This window comes from Micromonospora zhanjiangensis, from assembly GCF_042650605.1.
In the GTDB taxonomy this organism is placed as follows: domain Bacteria; phylum Actinomycetota; class Actinomycetes; order Mycobacteriales; family Micromonosporaceae; genus Micromonospora_J; species Micromonospora_J zhanjiangensis.
This window is the reverse complement of the sequence record NZ_JBHSBN010000011.1, coordinates 196,788-211,555: the sequence shown is the minus strand read 5'-3', so window position 1 is coordinate 211,555 and position 14,768 is coordinate 196,788. Positions and strand designations below refer to the sequence as shown.

Genomic DNA, 14,768 nt, shown 5'->3' with positions numbered 1-14,768 from the left:
CACCCGACGCGTCGCTGACGTCATCACCTGGTCCATCTACCGACGCCAACACCAAGCCGCAGCCAAGATCAGCCACTACGCCCAACAAGCCCTCACCGAGCCCTGAAACGGATCTCCTGCTGGAGTACTAGGAGCCGGGAGAGGAGCGGACCTCTCCGCACGCCTTGACCACCTGGTGACGACGGTTCGCGAGTTGAGCGAGCGTGTGGCGAGCTTGGAGCGTGACCGCAGCGAACAGGCTCGATAGTCTTTACTCGCTGGCAAGAACTGCGGGAAGCACTGGGCGTCATAAAAACAATCAAACAGCGCAACGCCGGGAGATGGAAACCCAGCACCGTATACGCCGACTGTATGGCAAATCCTGATAGGAAGGCTACCGGCGACGTGTCGCACCACAAGCAGCCCCCGAAACCACCGCCCGGACTTTGGGAACGTCCGGACGTAGTTCAGTTGCTCGCTGATCGAGATATCGGCGCAGTGGTGCGGATCTTTAGGAAGTGGACGGGCGCCAGTCAGACGGACGTCGGAATGCTTGTCGGGCTTCCGCAGCCACACATCAGCGAGATCGAGCGCGGCTCAAGGAAAGTGACGAGTCTGGAGCTGGTCGAGCGGTTCGCAGAAGGTTTGCAAATTCCACGAAAACTTGTTGGCCTGGCTGATGCCGACATCGAAAACATGCCGGAGCAAGGCGTGGTGGCCGAGAGCCGGCGGCAGTGGCTGCGTACCCGGCAATCCCTCGGACTGCATCGGGGAGCGCTGACGCAGCTTGTCAGTAACATCTACCCGGAAGCCATCCGTCTAGGAAATACGGGAATGCTGATGCCGGCGCGTTGGCGTCTGGCCAAACCGGCCGACCTCGCAGACGTACGGCTTCGATGGCAGGAGAGCACGCCCCGGCCGTTGATTACCGGCGCTGAGCGGGAGGCCCGGCGTGTCCGCCCCCTGGTCACCCCGACGCGCGAGTACACGAGGTACCACCGCGCCATGCGGGAGTTGGCCCGACCGCGCCTGTTCGAAAATCGGCTCACCTACCGCCTTTTGGATGTGGCGCCAGAGGGTGACGACCAGCAACCTTGCCTTGAGTTGAGCCTGACTCTAGGCGAAATGTGCTACTTCGACATGATCGACGTAGGTGAGACCCTGGCGCATGAGGTCGCACTCGTCGCAGTGAACGACAAGGACCAGATCAGGCCGGAAGAAGTCCGTTGGGAGAACCTTAGCTTTCGGCGACTCATTCGAGACCCGTTTGAGCTGGCGTCGTATCCTCTCATGACGTCGATCAGCACGCTTACCGTTCGATCCAGCCGTGCCGGATCCACGTTCTTCCTCCTTCGGCGCAATCCTGCGAAGGTAGCAATCGCGGGCGGCATGTTGAGCGTGTTTCCAACCGGGGTCTTTCAACCAGCGTCAGTCCTTCCGGTACCCGAATCGCCTGACTTCGACCTGTGGCGCAATGTCATGAGGGAATACAGTGAGGAATTTCTAGGGAACCCTGAGCATGACGGCGACGGGCCACCGATCGACTACGCCACCGAGGAACCGTTCAGGACGCTTGACGCTGCCCGCCGAGCCGGTCACATCCGCGTCTTCGCCCTTGGCGCCGGAGTCGACGCACTGAATTATGTGGGTGACCTGCTAACCGTGGCAGTGTTCGAAGCCTCCACGTTTGACAGTCTCTTCGGCGAGATGGTCGATGAGAACGACGAAGGAGAGGTGGACGCAGAAGAGTTCTCGTTCGACGGGCCGACCATCCATCGCCTACTTACCTCCGAATCGATGGCGCCGAGCGGCGCGGCCTGCCTACACCTTGCTTGGGAGCACCGGGAGGTGATCCTCTCCGGTGCGGCATGAGCAGCCCGGCTGCCGCAACCTGCCGACCGCCGTTGGAGCCGCGGGCGGTCGGGTGCGCTGCTGGTCGGGGCCGGGGCAGGTGGTGAGGGTCGGAGTAGCGTCACCACCGGTTGCTCAGAGGCCGTCGTTTGCCCGTTCGACCAGATCTTCCCTTTGTTCGGGGGTCATCTGCTGGTAGCTCGTCCAGAAGGTGCGGAAGGGCGCCGCTAACTCACTGCCGTAACTCTCGCTGGCTACCGCCTGACGGAGGCTGAGTTCACCGTTCTGGACGGCTGCGGCCATCTCCCGGAGGAGGGGATTGGGACTCCGAGCGAGTTGACCGAGTGCGCCTCGAAGCGCGCGGATCCGTTTCTCGTCGCCGCCGGCGATGTCCGCGATCTCGTCCTCGTCCATGTTGCCTAGCCCTTCGCCCCGGCGAGCGGGTGATCGTAGCGACCGCCCTGGGGCAGGGCGGGGACGGCGGCGGTGTCGAGATCGTTGAGTTCGCGGCCGAGGGCGGCGCGGAAGGCGAGTACCCCTGCGGTGAGTTGCTGGCAGAGTTTGGTGGCTTCGCCCCAGAGCCGAAGCATGTTTGCGATTTCGACGGCCGCGACGCCGTAGCCGATCGCGGCACCGGCGCCTGTCTCCGCCGTGACGGTGCCTGCCGCCACGCTGATCCCGGCGATGATGGCCGCGTCAATGAGGCCCTTGACGACGCCGCCGAGTGCCTCGCCGGCGGACCAGACGGCGTCGGACATTTCCTGGTACGCCTTGCTGACGGCATCGAGTGGACCGTGGAGGTCAGCTACAGCGTTGGCGGTGGTGGTGAAGTATCGGAAGCTGCTTCGCCGGCGACGCCCTGCCAGAGCGGGTGGAGGGTGCAGGCGCCGGATTGCACGTTGTACGCCAGATCGTGCAGCGCGCCACCGATATTGCTGACGACCGGGGCCAGGGCTGCCAGGGCTTCCCAGTCACCGAAGACGCGTTTCTGGATCTCCCCGACCGGGTCGAAGCGTCGAAGGCACTGTTCGCCCACGAGGACGGGCTGAGGTAGTCCATCCAGCCCAGGGCGTTGAACGGGTTGTCCGGCTCGGGTGGCGGTGACAGGTGGCTCCGAACGTCGCGTGGGTCGATGAAATGCGCCGGGGCGCAGGGATTACTCGCCAACTCCAGTTCGAGGGCGGTGACGCAGCGGTTTCCCGCCGGGGGTAACGCCCGGTCGAGGCGGTCGGCGACCGCGAGGTCACTGGCCCGGTAGTACCCGGCACCGGCATGCAGCTCCGGCGCGGAGGCATCAAGCAGGCAGGCGAGTCGGTTGAGGGTGCTGTCGATGATCTCGACGGCATGTTCATGGCTGGCCTTGGCGAGGCTGAACGCCTCCCCGCCCGTGCCGGCTTCCGCATAGCGGTTGAAGTAGTTCCGGGTGTCCCACACGTTGTCGCCGGCGCGCCCGATCTGGTTGGCGAAGCCGTCCACCGCGTTCGGGTCGACAATCAAAGTCATGCCTATGCCTGCTTGACGATGAGCGCGCCGGTCAGGCCGACAATCGCGAGGAGGGCAGCCGCGCCCAGGATGAACAAGCGACGACGAGGCTCCTGGATCGCGTAGCTGCACAGGCCGAGCGCGCCACCAAATATGGAGGCCGCGTACCAGGGCAGTCGAGCCGGCGTGACCTCGCCGATCACAATCATGAAGGTAGCCACCGCGGCGAAGAAGATCGTTGCGTTGGCGATCGTCTGGCGCAGGTTCCGGTACGCCGACCGCTGCAACCGTCCGACCGATCGGCGGTATGCCTCCAACGTCTCACTGTCGTTCCCGGGTGCTTGTTGGTCACGCAAGTCGCGGCGCGCTCGGCCCATGCCGGCAAAATAGCAGCAGCGGTCACGAGACCGCTGCCCTGCGTGACGGTCGATCCGACATGAGGCACGGAATCGACCACGAGCCTGCCGTACGGCGACGCGGGTGTCAGGGTGCGGCCGGTCCGGCGATGGATTCGATGCGTGGTCGGGTGAGCCTGGCGTAGTCGGCACCGGAGATCACCACCGACCGGTCCAGGCGCGCAGCGTTGAAGTAGAGCTGTGGTAGGGCGACGACCTCCGGGTCCACCACCAGTTCGAGCGCGGCATCGAAGGAGAAGGGGAGGACGGTGCCGGGGACCGCCTGGGCCAACCGTTCAGCGGTGGACGCGTCGCTGAACCCGACGTAGCGGGCGCCGAACAGCGTCCGTACGGCGTCGAGGTCCACCCGCCGGTCGCCCGGAACGACCGCGAGCACATGACGGGTGGTCCGCCGGTCGATTTTGACCCGCAGGACGATGCACTTCGCGGCGTACGACGCGGGGTGTCCGCGCAGCGCGCTGACCGCCTCGGTGCTGCCCTCGGGCTCGTGGTCGATGAGCCGGTACGGGGTCGCGCTCGTGTCGAGCAGGCCGATCAGGCGCTGGTAGGTGTCGGCGTACGGCACGTGCCGTTCTCCTTCGACGAAGTTCGGGTACGGGTGCGGGTACGGGTGCGGTGGGCGCGTTCAACGGCCTGGCCCCAGTACGTGCCGGCGACCATCAGCCCCGCGCCGAGGGTGGCCAGGACGGTGAGTCGTTCGCCGCCGAGGGCGATTCCGGCCACGACGGCCCAGACCGGTTCGGTGCCCAGCAGCAGGCTGGCCCGGCTCGCGGAGGTCCGCTGCACCGCCCAGGTCTGGGCCAGGAAGGCGAACACGCTGCAGAACAGGGCCAGGTAGACCAGTTGCGCCCAGGTCGTGCCGCTGGCGTGGGCCAGGACGTCCAGCTCGGTCGAGGCCGGCGCCAGCAACAGCGCGGCACCGACGACTGTCTGGACGGTGGTCAGGGGCAGCGGACGGACGGCATGGTCCGCGGTGAGCCGGCCGACCAACGCGACGTGTCCGGCTCGCACCACGGCGGCGGCCAGCATGAGCAGGTCTCCCGTGCGCGGGGCGTGCAGGCCGGTGCCGGACATCAGAAGTCCGACGGCCAGCACGCAGACGCCGGTGGCTCCGAAGAACGCCAACGGCAGCCGGCCACGGGCGCCGGTACGGTCCAGCAGCGGCGTCAGGACGATGGTGAGGCTGATGATCAGGCCGGCGTTGGCGGCACTGGTGTGTGCCACCCCGTACGTCTCCAGCACCAGGACGGCCGTCTGGGTGACGCCCAGGATCGCGCCGACGCGGAGTTCGGCGGGACTCCACCGGCGGGACGCGCGGCGCGGGGTCTGGAGGGTGAGGCAGGCGAGCGCGGAGATCGCGTACCTGGCGAACAGCACCACCAGGACCGGCAGGGCGACGGTGGCGCTCTTCGCCGCGAGATAGCTGGAACCCCAGACGATCGCGACGAGCAGAAGCACCACATCGGTACGGCGCGTATCGGGCACCGCCCTACGCTGCCGCACCCCCGACGATGAAGTGAAGAACCAACTTCTGAACCAACGCTTTAGCTGCCCTACACTGCGGGCATGGACGCGCGACAATTGCGGATCCTGCGTGAGCTGGGGGAACTCGGGAGCATCACCGCGGTCGCCGAGGCGCTGCTGGTGACCCCGTCGGCGATCTCCCAACAGCTACGGCTGCTGCAGCGCTCGATTCCCGTCCCGCTCACCGAGCGGGACGGTCGGCGGGTGGTGCTGACCGACGCCGGGCAGGCACTCGCCGCCGCGGCGATCGAGGTGGAAACCGCCCTGGCCCGGGCACGGCACACCGTCGCCGACTTCGTCGAGCGACCGGACGCCGACGTGTCGGTGGCGGCGTTCCACAGCGCGGCGGCGGCGTTCTTCCCGTTGCTGCTGCGCGTCGCCGGGCCGGACGGGCCCCGGCTGACGCTGGCCGACGAGGACGTCGCGCAGGACCAGTTTCCCCGGCTCACCCGGAGTTATGACCTGGTGCTGGCCCACCGGCTCGACCACACGCCCCCGTGGCCGGCTACCGTGGCCGCCGCCACGCTGCTGCGCGAACCGCTCGACGTGGCGATGCCGAGCACGCATCCGCTGGCCGGCAAGCACCGGCTCACCCCGCGCGACGTGGCCGACCAGCCCTGGATCACCGTGCACGACGGCTTTCCGGTGATGGCGACGATCGAGGCCATCGGCACCGCCGCGAACCGCCGGCTCGACATCGTCCACCGGGTGAACGAGTTCTCCGTGGTCGCCGAGATGGTGGCCGCGGGCGGCGGGCTGGCGCTGATTCCCCGCTGGACCACCCGACCGCATCCGGCGCTGGTCCTCAAGCCGCTCAGCGGCGTGCACGCCCGGCGGCACATCGACGTACTCCATCGTCCGGAGCGGACCGCGCGGCGGGCCGTCCGGACCGCCCTCACCGAGTTGCACCGCGCCGCCGCGACCATCCGGAGCCGGGACACCGTGGCCGTCGCCGGGAGCCAGCCGAAGGCCCAACGACGGTAGGAGTCCGGGCCGACGTTGCCGTCGCGGAGGACGGCCCCAGCCGGACGTGATGCCCGGCGGAAGATCCTGCACCGAAGCCGCCCGGGCGGGCCGGCCACGAGGCCGACCCGCCCGGATGTCACCCGTACGTCGTGACGCGAACCGTCAGTTCACGCCCGCGTCCAGCGTGACCTGGTCACCGGTCGTGGCGGTGAACCAGTCGGTGTAGCCGTAGTTGTTGTAGCCGCCGGTCTCGTTCCAGTGGTAGACGAGGTCCGAGTCGGTCGAGTCGATGAATTCGTGCGGGTCCTGCACGTAGAACTCGACCCGGTAGGTGCCCGGGCGGGCGTACGCGACGTAGCTGCCGTCGGGGTTGACGGTGGCCAGGTAGCCGGGCTGGCCCGAGGTCTGCGGAGTTGTGCAGGTCGACCGCGAGGGGTCGACCAGCCGCCATCGGCCGGCACCTCGGCGGGGTCGGCGGAGGCGGCGACGACCAGGTCCGCCCGGGCGGGGGCGGCGGTCGCGGGGGACGCGGGCAGCAGCCCGACGGTGGCGACGGCCAGTGCACTCCCCGCGAGTGCGCTGATCAGCTTGCGACGTCGTTGCTGGTGCGAAGTGGCAGATCGTCACTTCGCGCTCGTGTCCAGCGTGACCTGGTCGCCGACCGCCGCCGTGCACCGGTCGGTGTGGCCGCCGTTCAGGCGGGGCGCGCGTCCGTGATGCGTGCCTTGAACTCGGGGCACTCGATGAGCGGCGTGTGCGTGCAGGTGGACGCGTGTCGGAGGCTGTCGCGCATGCGGGTCAGGCGGTCGATGTCCTGGTCCAACTCGCGCGCCTTTTCGGTCATCCGTTCGCGCAACTCGGCGTCGCCGGGAGTAGCGACGAGGAAGCGTGCGATCTGTGCCAGGGTGAACCCGGCCGCCTGTGCGCAACCGATGAGGACGATCCGGTCGAGGACGTCGCGGTCGAAGGTTCGGCGCAGGCCGTGCCGGCCCTTCGACATGATCAGTCCGCGCCGCTCGTAGAACCTCAGGGCCGATGCCGTCATCCCCGTCCGCTCGGCGACTTCGGCGATGTCCAGTTCCGCGGCGCGTGTCACGGCCTCAGCTCCTACCCCGATCGGCAGCGCCTGGAATGGCGCCGACGTCTTCTTGACTTGAATCGCGGTTCAAGTTACAGGCTGGGGCAGAACACATCCAGCACCGCGTCGGGAGATCACGCCATGCCGCTTCACCCGCAGGTCCAGGTACATCTGGACCGACTCGCCGCCGTCAATTTCGCCGGCTTGCACACCGTGTCGCCAGAGCAGGCCCGCGCCGGGGCACGCCGCTTGACGGCGGCGTCCGCCGGCGAGCCGGAGAAGGTCGCGGAAGTCGTCGACCGGGTGGCCGCGACGCAGGCCGGTGACCTGGCCGTACGCATCTACCGCCCGCTCGGCGTACCGGCCGGCGGCCCGCCGCTCCCCGTCGTGGTGTTCTTCCACGGTGGCGGCTACGTGCTGGGCGATCTCGACTCCCACGACGGCCTCGCCCGCGTACTGGCCAACGGTGCACAGAGCGTCGTCGTGTCGGTCGACTACCCGCTCGCCCCGGAGAACCGGTTTCCCGTCCCGGTCGAGGCGGGCTACGCGGCGACCACGTGGGTCGCGGACAATGCGGACGAACTCGGTGTCGACCCGTCGCGGCTCGCCGTCGCGGGCGACAGCGCCGGCGGCAACCTCGCCGCCGTGGTCGCGCTGAAGGCGCGTGCCGCGAGGCGGCCGCACATCGGATTCCAGCTGCTCATCTATCCCGATCTCGACTTCCGGCGGACGAATTACTCGATCACAGAGTTCGCCGGAAAGTACGGCAACATCAGCCGTGCGGCCCAGGAGTGGTTCATGGACCACTATCTCGCCGAGGCGGACGACAAGCTGAACCCGCTGGTGTCCCCGCTGCTGGAGCCGGACCTGACTGGACTCCCGCCGGCCTTGGTCATCACCGCCGAGTACGACGCCCTGCGCGACGAGGGGGAGCAGTACGGCCAGCGGTTGGCTGCCGCCGGCGTTCCTGTCACGGTGAAACGCTACGACGGAATGATCCACGAGTTCCTCCGCCACCCCTTCGACGACGCCAAGGTCGCCATCGGCGACGCGACCGCCGCGCTCAGGAACTTCTTCGACCCGATGGCCGACGCCCATCCTCAGCGGCCGTAACCCCGTCCACCGGTCCGACTGCAAATAACCTGCACACGCGCTCTGTTGATATGGAGAAAGCGCTTTCCTATGCTCAAGTTAATCGATATGACGAGCTGATGACGTCGGTGGTTCCCTGACGACCCGATCCGCGGCGACGCGCATCCCCGACGTTCACCGAGAAAGAGTGAGGCGAGGATGAGACGACCAGTCGTACGGGGAATTCAAGCGGCAGCGGCCACGGCGGCCCTGGTGGTGGGGGCCGTTCTGGTCCTGCCGACGCCGCAGGCGTCGGCCGCGACCGGCGGCGTGACCGGCTACGCGACGCTCAACGGCGGCACCACCGGTGGTGCCGGCGGCCAGCGGGTCCGGGCCACCACCGGGACCGCCATCCACACGGCCCTGTGCACCCGGGCCAGCAGCAGCACCCCGATCATCATCGAGGTGGAGGGGACCATCAACCACGGCAACACCACAAAGGTCTCCGGCGGTAGCTGCAACACCGCCGCCGACCAGATCGAACTCAAGGAGGTCAGCAACGTCACGCTCGTCGGAGTCGGCGGCGGCGCGATCTTCGACCAGCTCGGCATCCACCTGCGCAGCGCCTCGAACATCATCATCCAGAACGTGACCGTCCGGAACGTCAAGAAGTCGGGCTCGCCGACCTCCAACGGCGGCGACGCCATCGGCATGGAGAGCGGCGTCCACAACGTCTGGATCGACCACAACACGCTGTACGCCTCCGGCGGCGAGGACCAGGGGTACGACTCGCTGGTCGACATGAAGGCCGACACCACCTACGTGACCGTCTCCTACAACACGCTGCGCAACTCCGGTCGGGGTGGCCTGGTCGGGTCCAGCGACAGCGACCTCGGCAACGGGCCGGTCACCTTCCACCACAACCTGTACGAGAACATCGACTCCCGGACGCCGTTGCTGCGCGGCGCGACCGCGCACATCTACGACAACTACTACCTGGGCCTGACCAAGTCCGGCATCAACCCCCGGGCCGGCGGCAAGGCCAAGGTGGAGAACAACTACTTCCGGAACTCGGCGGACGTGCTGGGCACGTTCTACACCGACCTGATGGGCTACTGGCAGGTCGGCGGCAACATCTTCGACAACGTCACCTGGTCGGCCCCGGGCACCGAGAACCACCCGGCCGGCCCCAACCCGACGTCGACCACCACGATCAGCATCCCGTACGCGTACCAGCTCGACGCGGCCGGTTGCGTGCCGCAGATCGTGGCGAGCACGGCGGGCGCGGGCAAGGGCCTGCAGGTGTCCGACGGCAACTGCGCGCCGCAGACGCCGACCAGCCCCACGTCCGGGCCGACCTCCGGCCCCACCACGCCGCCGAACCCGACCACGCCGCCGCCGACCCAGCCCGGCGGGACCAACCTGAGCCTCGGCGCCGGCGCGGACGGCTCCAGCAAGGCGAGCGGGACCAGCTACGGCAACGTCTGCGACGGTGACCCGGGCACGTACTGGTCGCCGAGCGGTTCGACCGGTCGCGTCTCGGTGAAGTGGGACTCGGCCACCAGGGTTTCCCGGGTCGTCATCCGGGAGGCGTCGGGCGCCGTCGGCACCGTCACAGGCTGGCGACTGGTCAACAACGACACCGGCGCGGTCCTGGCCACCGGCGGCACGGCGGGCGTCGCCACCTTTGCGGCGACCTCGCTCAAGAAGATCAACTTCGAGATCACCGGCGCGAGCGGCACACCGCGGATCGCCGAGTTCGAGACCTACGCCGGCTGACGGGGGTGATCCAGGACCGCCCGGCGGGGCCCGGTACTCCCGCCGGGCGGTCCGGCCCGTACCGGGAAATCGGATCGCCCCCGGTGACCGGCTCGTGCGATCGTGGCCGCGTGGCTCAACCGATCCTGCGCACCGACCGCCTGCTGCTGGTCCCGCTCGCCGACCGGCACCTGGAGTTGGAGATCCGGCTCGACTCGGACCCGGAGGTGCTGCGCTACCTCTACGACCGGGCGCGGACCCGGGACGAGGTGGTCGAGTCGCACGCCCGGCGGATGGCCCTGGCCGACAAGGTCGACGGGCTGGGCTTCTGGATGGCGTTCGGCACCGACGGCGGCGCGCGGGGTTCGACGGCACCGGCGAGCGAGGAGGGCGGCGAGTTCGTCGGGCTCATGATGCTGCCGCCGGCGCACGGTCCGGACCAGCCCGACGACCCGACCGTGGCGGAACTCGGCTACCGCCTGCTACGGCGATACTGGCGGCTCGGCCTGGCCAGCGAGGCGTCCCGTGCCCTGCTGGAGCACGCCTTCGACACCGTGGGGCAGCGCCGGGTGATCGCCCAGACGATGACGGTCAACGCCGGATCCCGGGGCGTGATGGCGGCCGTCGGCATGCGGTACGTCCGCACGTACTTCCCGACCTGGGACGACCCGATCCCCGGCACCGACCAGGGCGAGGTCGAATACGAGCTGACCCGCGAGATGTGGGCGACGCGGCACGCGACCCACCCGTGACGGTGACCGGCGACGCCGGGCCGACGCTCGCGGCCCGGCCCGGCGGCAGGCGTCACCCGCGCCGGCGGCGGGCCTGGGCGCACTCGAATGTATGCCGGCAGGATCGGTTGTCGCCGGGGTCAGACGGTGCTGGGGTGGCCGGTGCTCTCCCGGGTGACCAGTTCGACCGGGAAGCGTTCCCGGTAACCGGGCACCACGGCACCGCCCAGCAGCGCGCGGGTCGCGGCGGCGGCCATCTGCTCGACGGGCAGGTGCATGGTGCTCAACGGCGGGTTGGTGCAGATCGCCACCAGGCTGTCGTCGAAGCCGACGACGCTGACGTCCTCCGGGACGCGCCGGCCGCTGGCGGTGATGGCCTGGATCGCGCCGGCGGCCATCAGGTCGCAGGCCACGAACATCGCGTCGATGTCGGGATGCCGGGCGAGTAGTTCGCCCGCGGCGCGGTGACCGCCGGAGCGGACGAAACCGCCACGGGCGCTGAGGTCGGCCAGCCCCAGGTCGCGTACCGCTTGGGCGTGGCCGATGCGCCGGTCGATGGCGCAGGTGTTCGCCTCCGGGCCGTGGATCGCCGCGATCCGGCGCCGACCCAGGTCGTACAGCTGCCGGACGGCCGCGTACGCGCCGCCGATGTTGTCGGCCTCGACCGCCGGCACGGCCGGCGCGGTTGCCCCCAACGACACCGTACGAGCGCACCGCTGGTGGAACCCGGCGGCCAGCGCCGGCGGTACGTTGATCAGCACGGCGCCGGCCGTGACGTCGTCGGCCACCCGGTCGAGCAGGTCGGGACCGTCCGCCTGACGGCCGGCGTGGACCCGTAGCTGCGCGTCGACGCCCTCCAGCGCGGACACCATGCCGGCCAGCACCCGGCTGTAGTACGGGTCCGCGCCGAGCCGTTCGATGCTGGGTTCGTAGCTGAGGGCAACCAGGTCGACCGCGCGCTTGCGTCCGGAGGCCAGCGCCCGGGCCGACTCGTTGGGCTGGTAGCCGAGCGCCGCCACGGCGGCGTGCACCCGGGAGCGGAGCAGCCCGGAGGCACCGGGCGCGTTGTTGATGACGCGCGACGCGGTGGCCCGGGACACTCCGGCCTCCCGCGCGACGTCCTCGATCGTTGGCTTGAGCTTGTTCATCTGTGATCGACTCCCCGCGACACCGTGTAATGAACGATAGGCCCGAGAGCGCTCTCATCGAACCCTCGGACGCATGCCCGACGAAAAGAAGGGACCCCGCTCACGCTGGAAAGCGTGGAGCGGAGTCCCTTCCCTCGCTGGCAGCGGCGAGGTCGGTGCGACGTCAGCAGCCGCAGGTGTAGTAGAGGATGTCCCAGTGGTTGCCCTCGTCGGTGTAGAGGTTGCCCGACGGGGCCTTGTACTGGTAGCCCCAGCCGGAGATGTAACCGACGTAGGTGTAGTGGCCCTTGATGTAGTTGGTCACGCAGGTCGTCATGCCGACGTCCACCTTGTAACCGTTCCAGTGGCTGTAGGTGCCGCTGGCGTGGCCGGTCTCGGTACCACCGGTGATGTTGATGGCGCACCCGCTGATCCGCTTGAAGGTGATGACACCGTCGATGGTGGCCTGACGGATCCCCTCGAACGAGGTGCAGTTCGACTGGTTGCGGTTGGTGCAACCACCGCTGGAACTCCAGGTGACGCCGGCGGCCCTGAACTGGGAGGCGGCGCTGGACTGGCTGACCGCGAAGGCGGGGGTGCTGAAGCCGAGTACGGCGCCGATCGCTGCGGCGCCGGCCACGAGCATGGTGAGCACGCGGCGGCGGACTGCACGACGGGTCGATGACATGGAATCTCCTGTATCGCAGCAGGGGGTAGATTTTTGCGAAACAAGGGCCGGCCTGTGGCAGTTTTCTACCATGCATCGACCCGGATGACTACAGAAAACTTTTCACCAGCGGGCCCGGGGTGATCTCGAGCCGACGGAAGTGCCCAGGTCGGAGGGGTTCGCAACGATGACGGCAGAATTGGCGGCGGGTGTCCCGCCGGCGGGCAGGGTGACCCGGACAGGAGCCGACAGCGGCTGCTGACAGGTCAGCTCAGGCTGGCTTCGACCCGGTTGACCGCGGCGCTGATCGCGTCGTACCCGGCGGGGTTCACCCTGCCCTTGCGGCGCAGGTCGGTCAGCGTGTCACGCAGGCTCTTCAACCGGTTGTCCTGATCCGCCGGCTTGGGCTTGGCGATCGCCTTCTCCAGGTCGTCGACCTTGCGCTCCAGGTCGTTCGCCGCACCGTTGTCGAGGGCGCCGGAGTTGGCCTGCTGTCGGATCTCCTGACGCAGCGCGGGTATCGGTGCGGCCGGTGGCGGGCCGTCGGCCGGTCCGGGTTGGGTGGCGGCGGGCGCCGTCGCCGGGACCGGGCCGTTGCCGGGCGTACCGGTCGGTCCGGCCGTCAAGCTCGGGCCGGCGGACGGGTCAGCGGACGAGCCGCCGGCCGGCGACCCCGCCGGGCCCGACCCGACCGGTACGGCGGACGCCGCGTCGGCCGTCGTGGCCACCGTCGGGTCGGCGGTCGGGTCCGTGCCGCCGTCGCCCCGGACCCGGCCTGGCTCGGCCATCGACGCGGCCAACAGCACCGCCACGACCGCGGCCAGCACCACGGCGCCGGCCATCGCGGGCGCGACCCACCTGCGCCGACTCGGCGTCGCGGGTGGGACCGGCGGCGGGGAGCCGACGACCCGCGACGGCGGCCCGCCGGCCGACGGCGCGTCGGGCGGATCCACCACGGCGGTACGGGACGCGCCGGTCGACACGGCGTTCAGAGCCGCCCCGCGCGGCACCCGTTCGGGCGGGGCGGACCCGGTCGGGAAGGATCCACTATGGACCGCACCATCGGACACCGGTCCGTCGACCGCCGGACCGGCCGGGGTCGACCCGGCCGGCCGGAAACCGACCGGGGCGTACGACGGGCGGAGCGCGGTGCCGGCCGAGGCCGCCGGGTCGACATCGGCCGCGACGAGCCGGTTCCGGACGGTGTCCGCGTCGGCCGGACGGTCCTCGGGCGCCTTGGCCAGCAGCTCCGCCACCAGGTCGGCCACCTCCGCCGGCACCTGCGGGCGCAACTCGCGCACCGGTCGGGGCGGCTTGTGCACGTGCTGGTGCATGATGCCGATCGGCGGGGCGCCGTGGAACGGCGGATTGCCGGTGAGCATCGCGTACAGGGTGCAGCCCAACGCGTACAGGTCGGTCCGCGGGCCGACCTCCTCGTGGTTGATCTGTTCGGGGGCCATGAACTGCGGGCTGCCCATCGAGATCCCGGACATGGTCAACTCGGCGTGCCCGGTGGCGTCCAGCAGCCGGGCCACCCCGAAGTCGCAGATCTTCACCAGGCCCGACGGGCTGATGATCAGGTTCGCCGGCTTGACGTCCCGGTGCACGATCCCGGCCGCGTGCGCGGCGGCGAGACCGTCGCAGACCTGGACGGCGATCGCGACCGCGTCGGCCACCGGCAGCGGATCACCGTCGGCCAACCGCCGCGCGACGGTCGGGCCCTCGACCAACTCCATGATCAGGTACGGCTCGTCGTCCTCGCTGCCGAAGTCGTACACGGAGACGATGTTGGGGTGCGAGAGCCGGGCGATCGCCCGCGCCTCCTGGTCGAACCGTTCCCGGGCGTACGCCTGCGACAACCCACCGCCGGACAGTTTCTTGACCGCGACCGGCCGGTCCAGGCGCAGATCACGGCCGCGCCAGACGCGCGCCATCCCGCCGCTGCCCAGTGGATCCCCCACCCGGTAGCGGCCGTCGAGCAGCAAGGGCCCCGCCACGGGGTCGACTCTACCCAGTCGTTGACCCCAGGCAACCGATCGACCGCCATAGCGGGATTTCCGTGGGCATACGGGCGGCTGCGGTCCTTCGGTCCATATTGGCCCGGGCCCCGGCGGCCGT

General features: G+C 69.4%; 16 protein-coding genes. 5 read left to right on the top strand and 11 right to left on the bottom strand.

Annotation, left to right across the window (positions count from 1 at the left end):
• The first annotated feature begins 351 nt into the window (after positions 1–351).
• Complete coding sequence (locus ACFOX0_RS18305; RefSeq protein ID WP_377547361.1) at positions 352–1,851, top strand: helix-turn-helix domain-containing protein; 1,500 nt, start codon at positions 352–354, stop codon at positions 1,849–1,851.
• A 114-nt stretch (positions 1,852–1,965) separates the two neighbouring features.
• On the opposite strand, the gene ACFOX0_RS18300 is transcribed toward ACFOX0_RS18305, so the two are convergent.
• The 6 genes from ACFOX0_RS18300 to ACFOX0_RS18275 all read right to left on the bottom strand — a co-directional run bounded on the left by ACFOX0_RS18300 (position 1,966) and on the right by ACFOX0_RS18275 (position 5,213).
• Complete coding sequence (locus ACFOX0_RS18300; protein WP_377547358.1) at positions 1,966–2,244, bottom strand: hypothetical protein; 279 nt, start codon at positions 2,242–2,244, stop codon at positions 1,966–1,968.
• A 5-nt stretch (positions 2,245–2,249) separates the two neighbouring features.
• A complete protein-coding gene (locus tag ACFOX0_RS18295) occupies positions 2,250–2,588 on the bottom strand; it encodes a hypothetical protein (protein ID WP_377547355.1) in 339 nt (112 codons plus the stop codon).
• A 43-nt stretch (positions 2,589–2,631) separates the two neighbouring features.
• Positions 2,632–3,333, bottom strand: coding sequence for a hypothetical protein (locus tag ACFOX0_RS18290; RefSeq protein ID WP_377547353.1), 702 nt, complete (start codon positions 3,331–3,333; stop codon positions 2,632–2,634).
• A gap of 2 nt (positions 3,334–3,335) precedes the next feature.
• Positions 3,336–3,629 carry a hypothetical protein gene (locus ACFOX0_RS18285; protein ID WP_377547351.1) on the bottom strand — a complete coding sequence of 98 codons (294 nt, stop codon included), beginning with the start codon at positions 3,627–3,629 and terminating at the stop codon, positions 3,336–3,338.
• Between the two features lie 166 nt (positions 3,630–3,795).
• Positions 3,796–4,293 (bottom strand): YbaK/EbsC family protein, encoded by a 498-nt coding sequence (locus ACFOX0_RS18280; RefSeq protein WP_377547349.1) that lies wholly within the window; start codon positions 4,291–4,293, stop codon positions 3,796–3,798.
• The gene (locus ACFOX0_RS18275; protein ID WP_377547347.1) at positions 4,263–5,213 is read right to left on the bottom strand and encodes a DMT family transporter; all 951 of its coding nucleotides are present in this window, start codon (positions 5,211–5,213) and stop codon (positions 4,263–4,265) included. Before ACFOX0_RS18275 ends, ACFOX0_RS18280 begins: the two co-directional genes overlap by 31 nt.
• A gap of 81 nt (positions 5,214–5,294) precedes the next feature.
• Between ACFOX0_RS18275 and ACFOX0_RS18270 the strand changes: the two genes are divergently transcribed.
• Entirely contained in the window at positions 5,295–6,236 is a 942-nt protein-coding gene (locus ACFOX0_RS18270; RefSeq protein WP_377547345.1) for a LysR family transcriptional regulator, read from the top strand.
• A 144-nt stretch (positions 6,237–6,380) separates the two neighbouring features.
• Here ACFOX0_RS18270 and ACFOX0_RS18265 read toward each other — a convergent pair whose 3' ends face one another.
• A complete protein-coding gene (locus tag ACFOX0_RS18265) occupies positions 6,381–6,530 on the bottom strand; it encodes a hypothetical protein (protein WP_377547343.1) in 150 nt (49 codons plus the stop codon).
• Between the two features lie 382 nt (positions 6,531–6,912).
• Positions 6,913–7,314, bottom strand: a complete 402-nt coding sequence (locus tag ACFOX0_RS18260; protein WP_377547340.1) for a MerR family transcriptional regulator — start codon at positions 7,312–7,314, stop codon at positions 6,913–6,915.
• A gap of 231 nt (positions 7,315–7,545) precedes the next feature.
• Here ACFOX0_RS18260 and ACFOX0_RS18255 point away from each other — a divergent pair, with 231 nt between their 5' ends.
• The 3 genes from ACFOX0_RS18255 (at position 7,546) to ACFOX0_RS18245 (ending at position 10,877) form a co-directional block, all read left to right on the top strand.
• Positions 7,546–8,409: an alpha/beta hydrolase gene (locus ACFOX0_RS18255; RefSeq protein WP_377547338.1), complete on the top strand. Its 864-nt coding sequence runs from the start codon at positions 7,546–7,548 to the stop codon at positions 8,407–8,409.
• Positions 8,410–8,586: 177 nt separating this feature from the next.
• The gene (locus ACFOX0_RS18250; RefSeq protein ID WP_377547335.1) at positions 8,587–10,146 is read left to right on the top strand and encodes a pectate lyase family protein; all 1,560 of its coding nucleotides are present in this window, start codon (positions 8,587–8,589) and stop codon (positions 10,144–10,146) included.
• 110 nt (positions 10,147–10,256) lie between these two features.
• Complete coding sequence (locus ACFOX0_RS18245; protein WP_377547332.1) at positions 10,257–10,877, top strand: GNAT family N-acetyltransferase; 621 nt, start codon at positions 10,257–10,259, stop codon at positions 10,875–10,877.
• Between the two features lie 119 nt (positions 10,878–10,996).
• Here ACFOX0_RS18245 and ACFOX0_RS18240 read toward each other — a convergent pair whose 3' ends face one another.
• The 3 genes from ACFOX0_RS18240 to ACFOX0_RS18230 all read right to left on the bottom strand — a co-directional run bounded on the left by ACFOX0_RS18240 (position 10,997) and on the right by ACFOX0_RS18230 (position 14,647).
• A complete protein-coding gene (locus ACFOX0_RS18240) occupies positions 10,997–12,004 on the bottom strand; it encodes a LacI family DNA-binding transcriptional regulator (RefSeq protein ID WP_377547329.1) in 1,008 nt (335 codons plus the stop codon).
• Between the two features lie 163 nt (positions 12,005–12,167).
• Positions 12,168–12,671, bottom strand: a complete 504-nt coding sequence (locus ACFOX0_RS18235; protein WP_377547327.1) for a hypothetical protein — start codon at positions 12,669–12,671, stop codon at positions 12,168–12,170.
• Positions 12,672–12,916: 245 nt separating this feature from the next.
• Entirely contained in the window at positions 12,917–14,647 is a 1,731-nt protein-coding gene (locus ACFOX0_RS18230) for a serine/threonine-protein kinase (RefSeq protein ID WP_377547325.1), read from the bottom strand.
• Positions 14,648–14,768 lie beyond the last annotated feature (121 nt).

What these genes read in the sequence shown, in the direction of transcription:
- ACFOX0_RS18250 (WP_377547335.1), top strand. Translation starts at nt 8,587, where the DNA reads ATGAGACGACCAGTCGTACGGGGAATTCAAGCGGCAGCGGCCACGGCG.
- ACFOX0_RS18290 (WP_377547353.1), bottom strand. Translation starts at nt 3,333, where the DNA reads ATGACTTTGATTGTCGACCCGAACGCGGTGGACGGCTTCGCCAACCAG.
- ACFOX0_RS18295 (WP_377547355.1), bottom strand. Translation starts at nt 2,588, where the DNA reads ATGTCCGACGCCGTCTGGTCCGCCGGCGAGGCACTCGGCGGCGTCGTC.
- ACFOX0_RS18270 (WP_377547345.1), top strand. Translation starts at nt 5,295, where the DNA reads ATGGACGCGCGACAATTGCGGATCCTGCGTGAGCTGGGGGAACTCGGG.
- ACFOX0_RS18240 (WP_377547329.1), bottom strand. Translation starts at nt 12,004, where the DNA reads ATGAACAAGCTCAAGCCAACGATCGAGGACGTCGCGCGGGAGGCCGGA.
- ACFOX0_RS18235 (WP_377547327.1), bottom strand. Translation starts at nt 12,671, where the DNA reads ATGTCATCGACCCGTCGTGCAGTCCGCCGCCGCGTGCTCACCATGCTC.
- ACFOX0_RS18305 (WP_377547361.1), top strand. Translation starts at nt 352, where the DNA reads ATGGCAAATCCTGATAGGAAGGCTACCGGCGACGTGTCGCACCACAAG.
- ACFOX0_RS18300 (WP_377547358.1), bottom strand. Translation starts at nt 2,244, where the DNA reads ATGGACGAGGACGAGATCGCGGACATCGCCGGCGGCGACGAGAAACGG.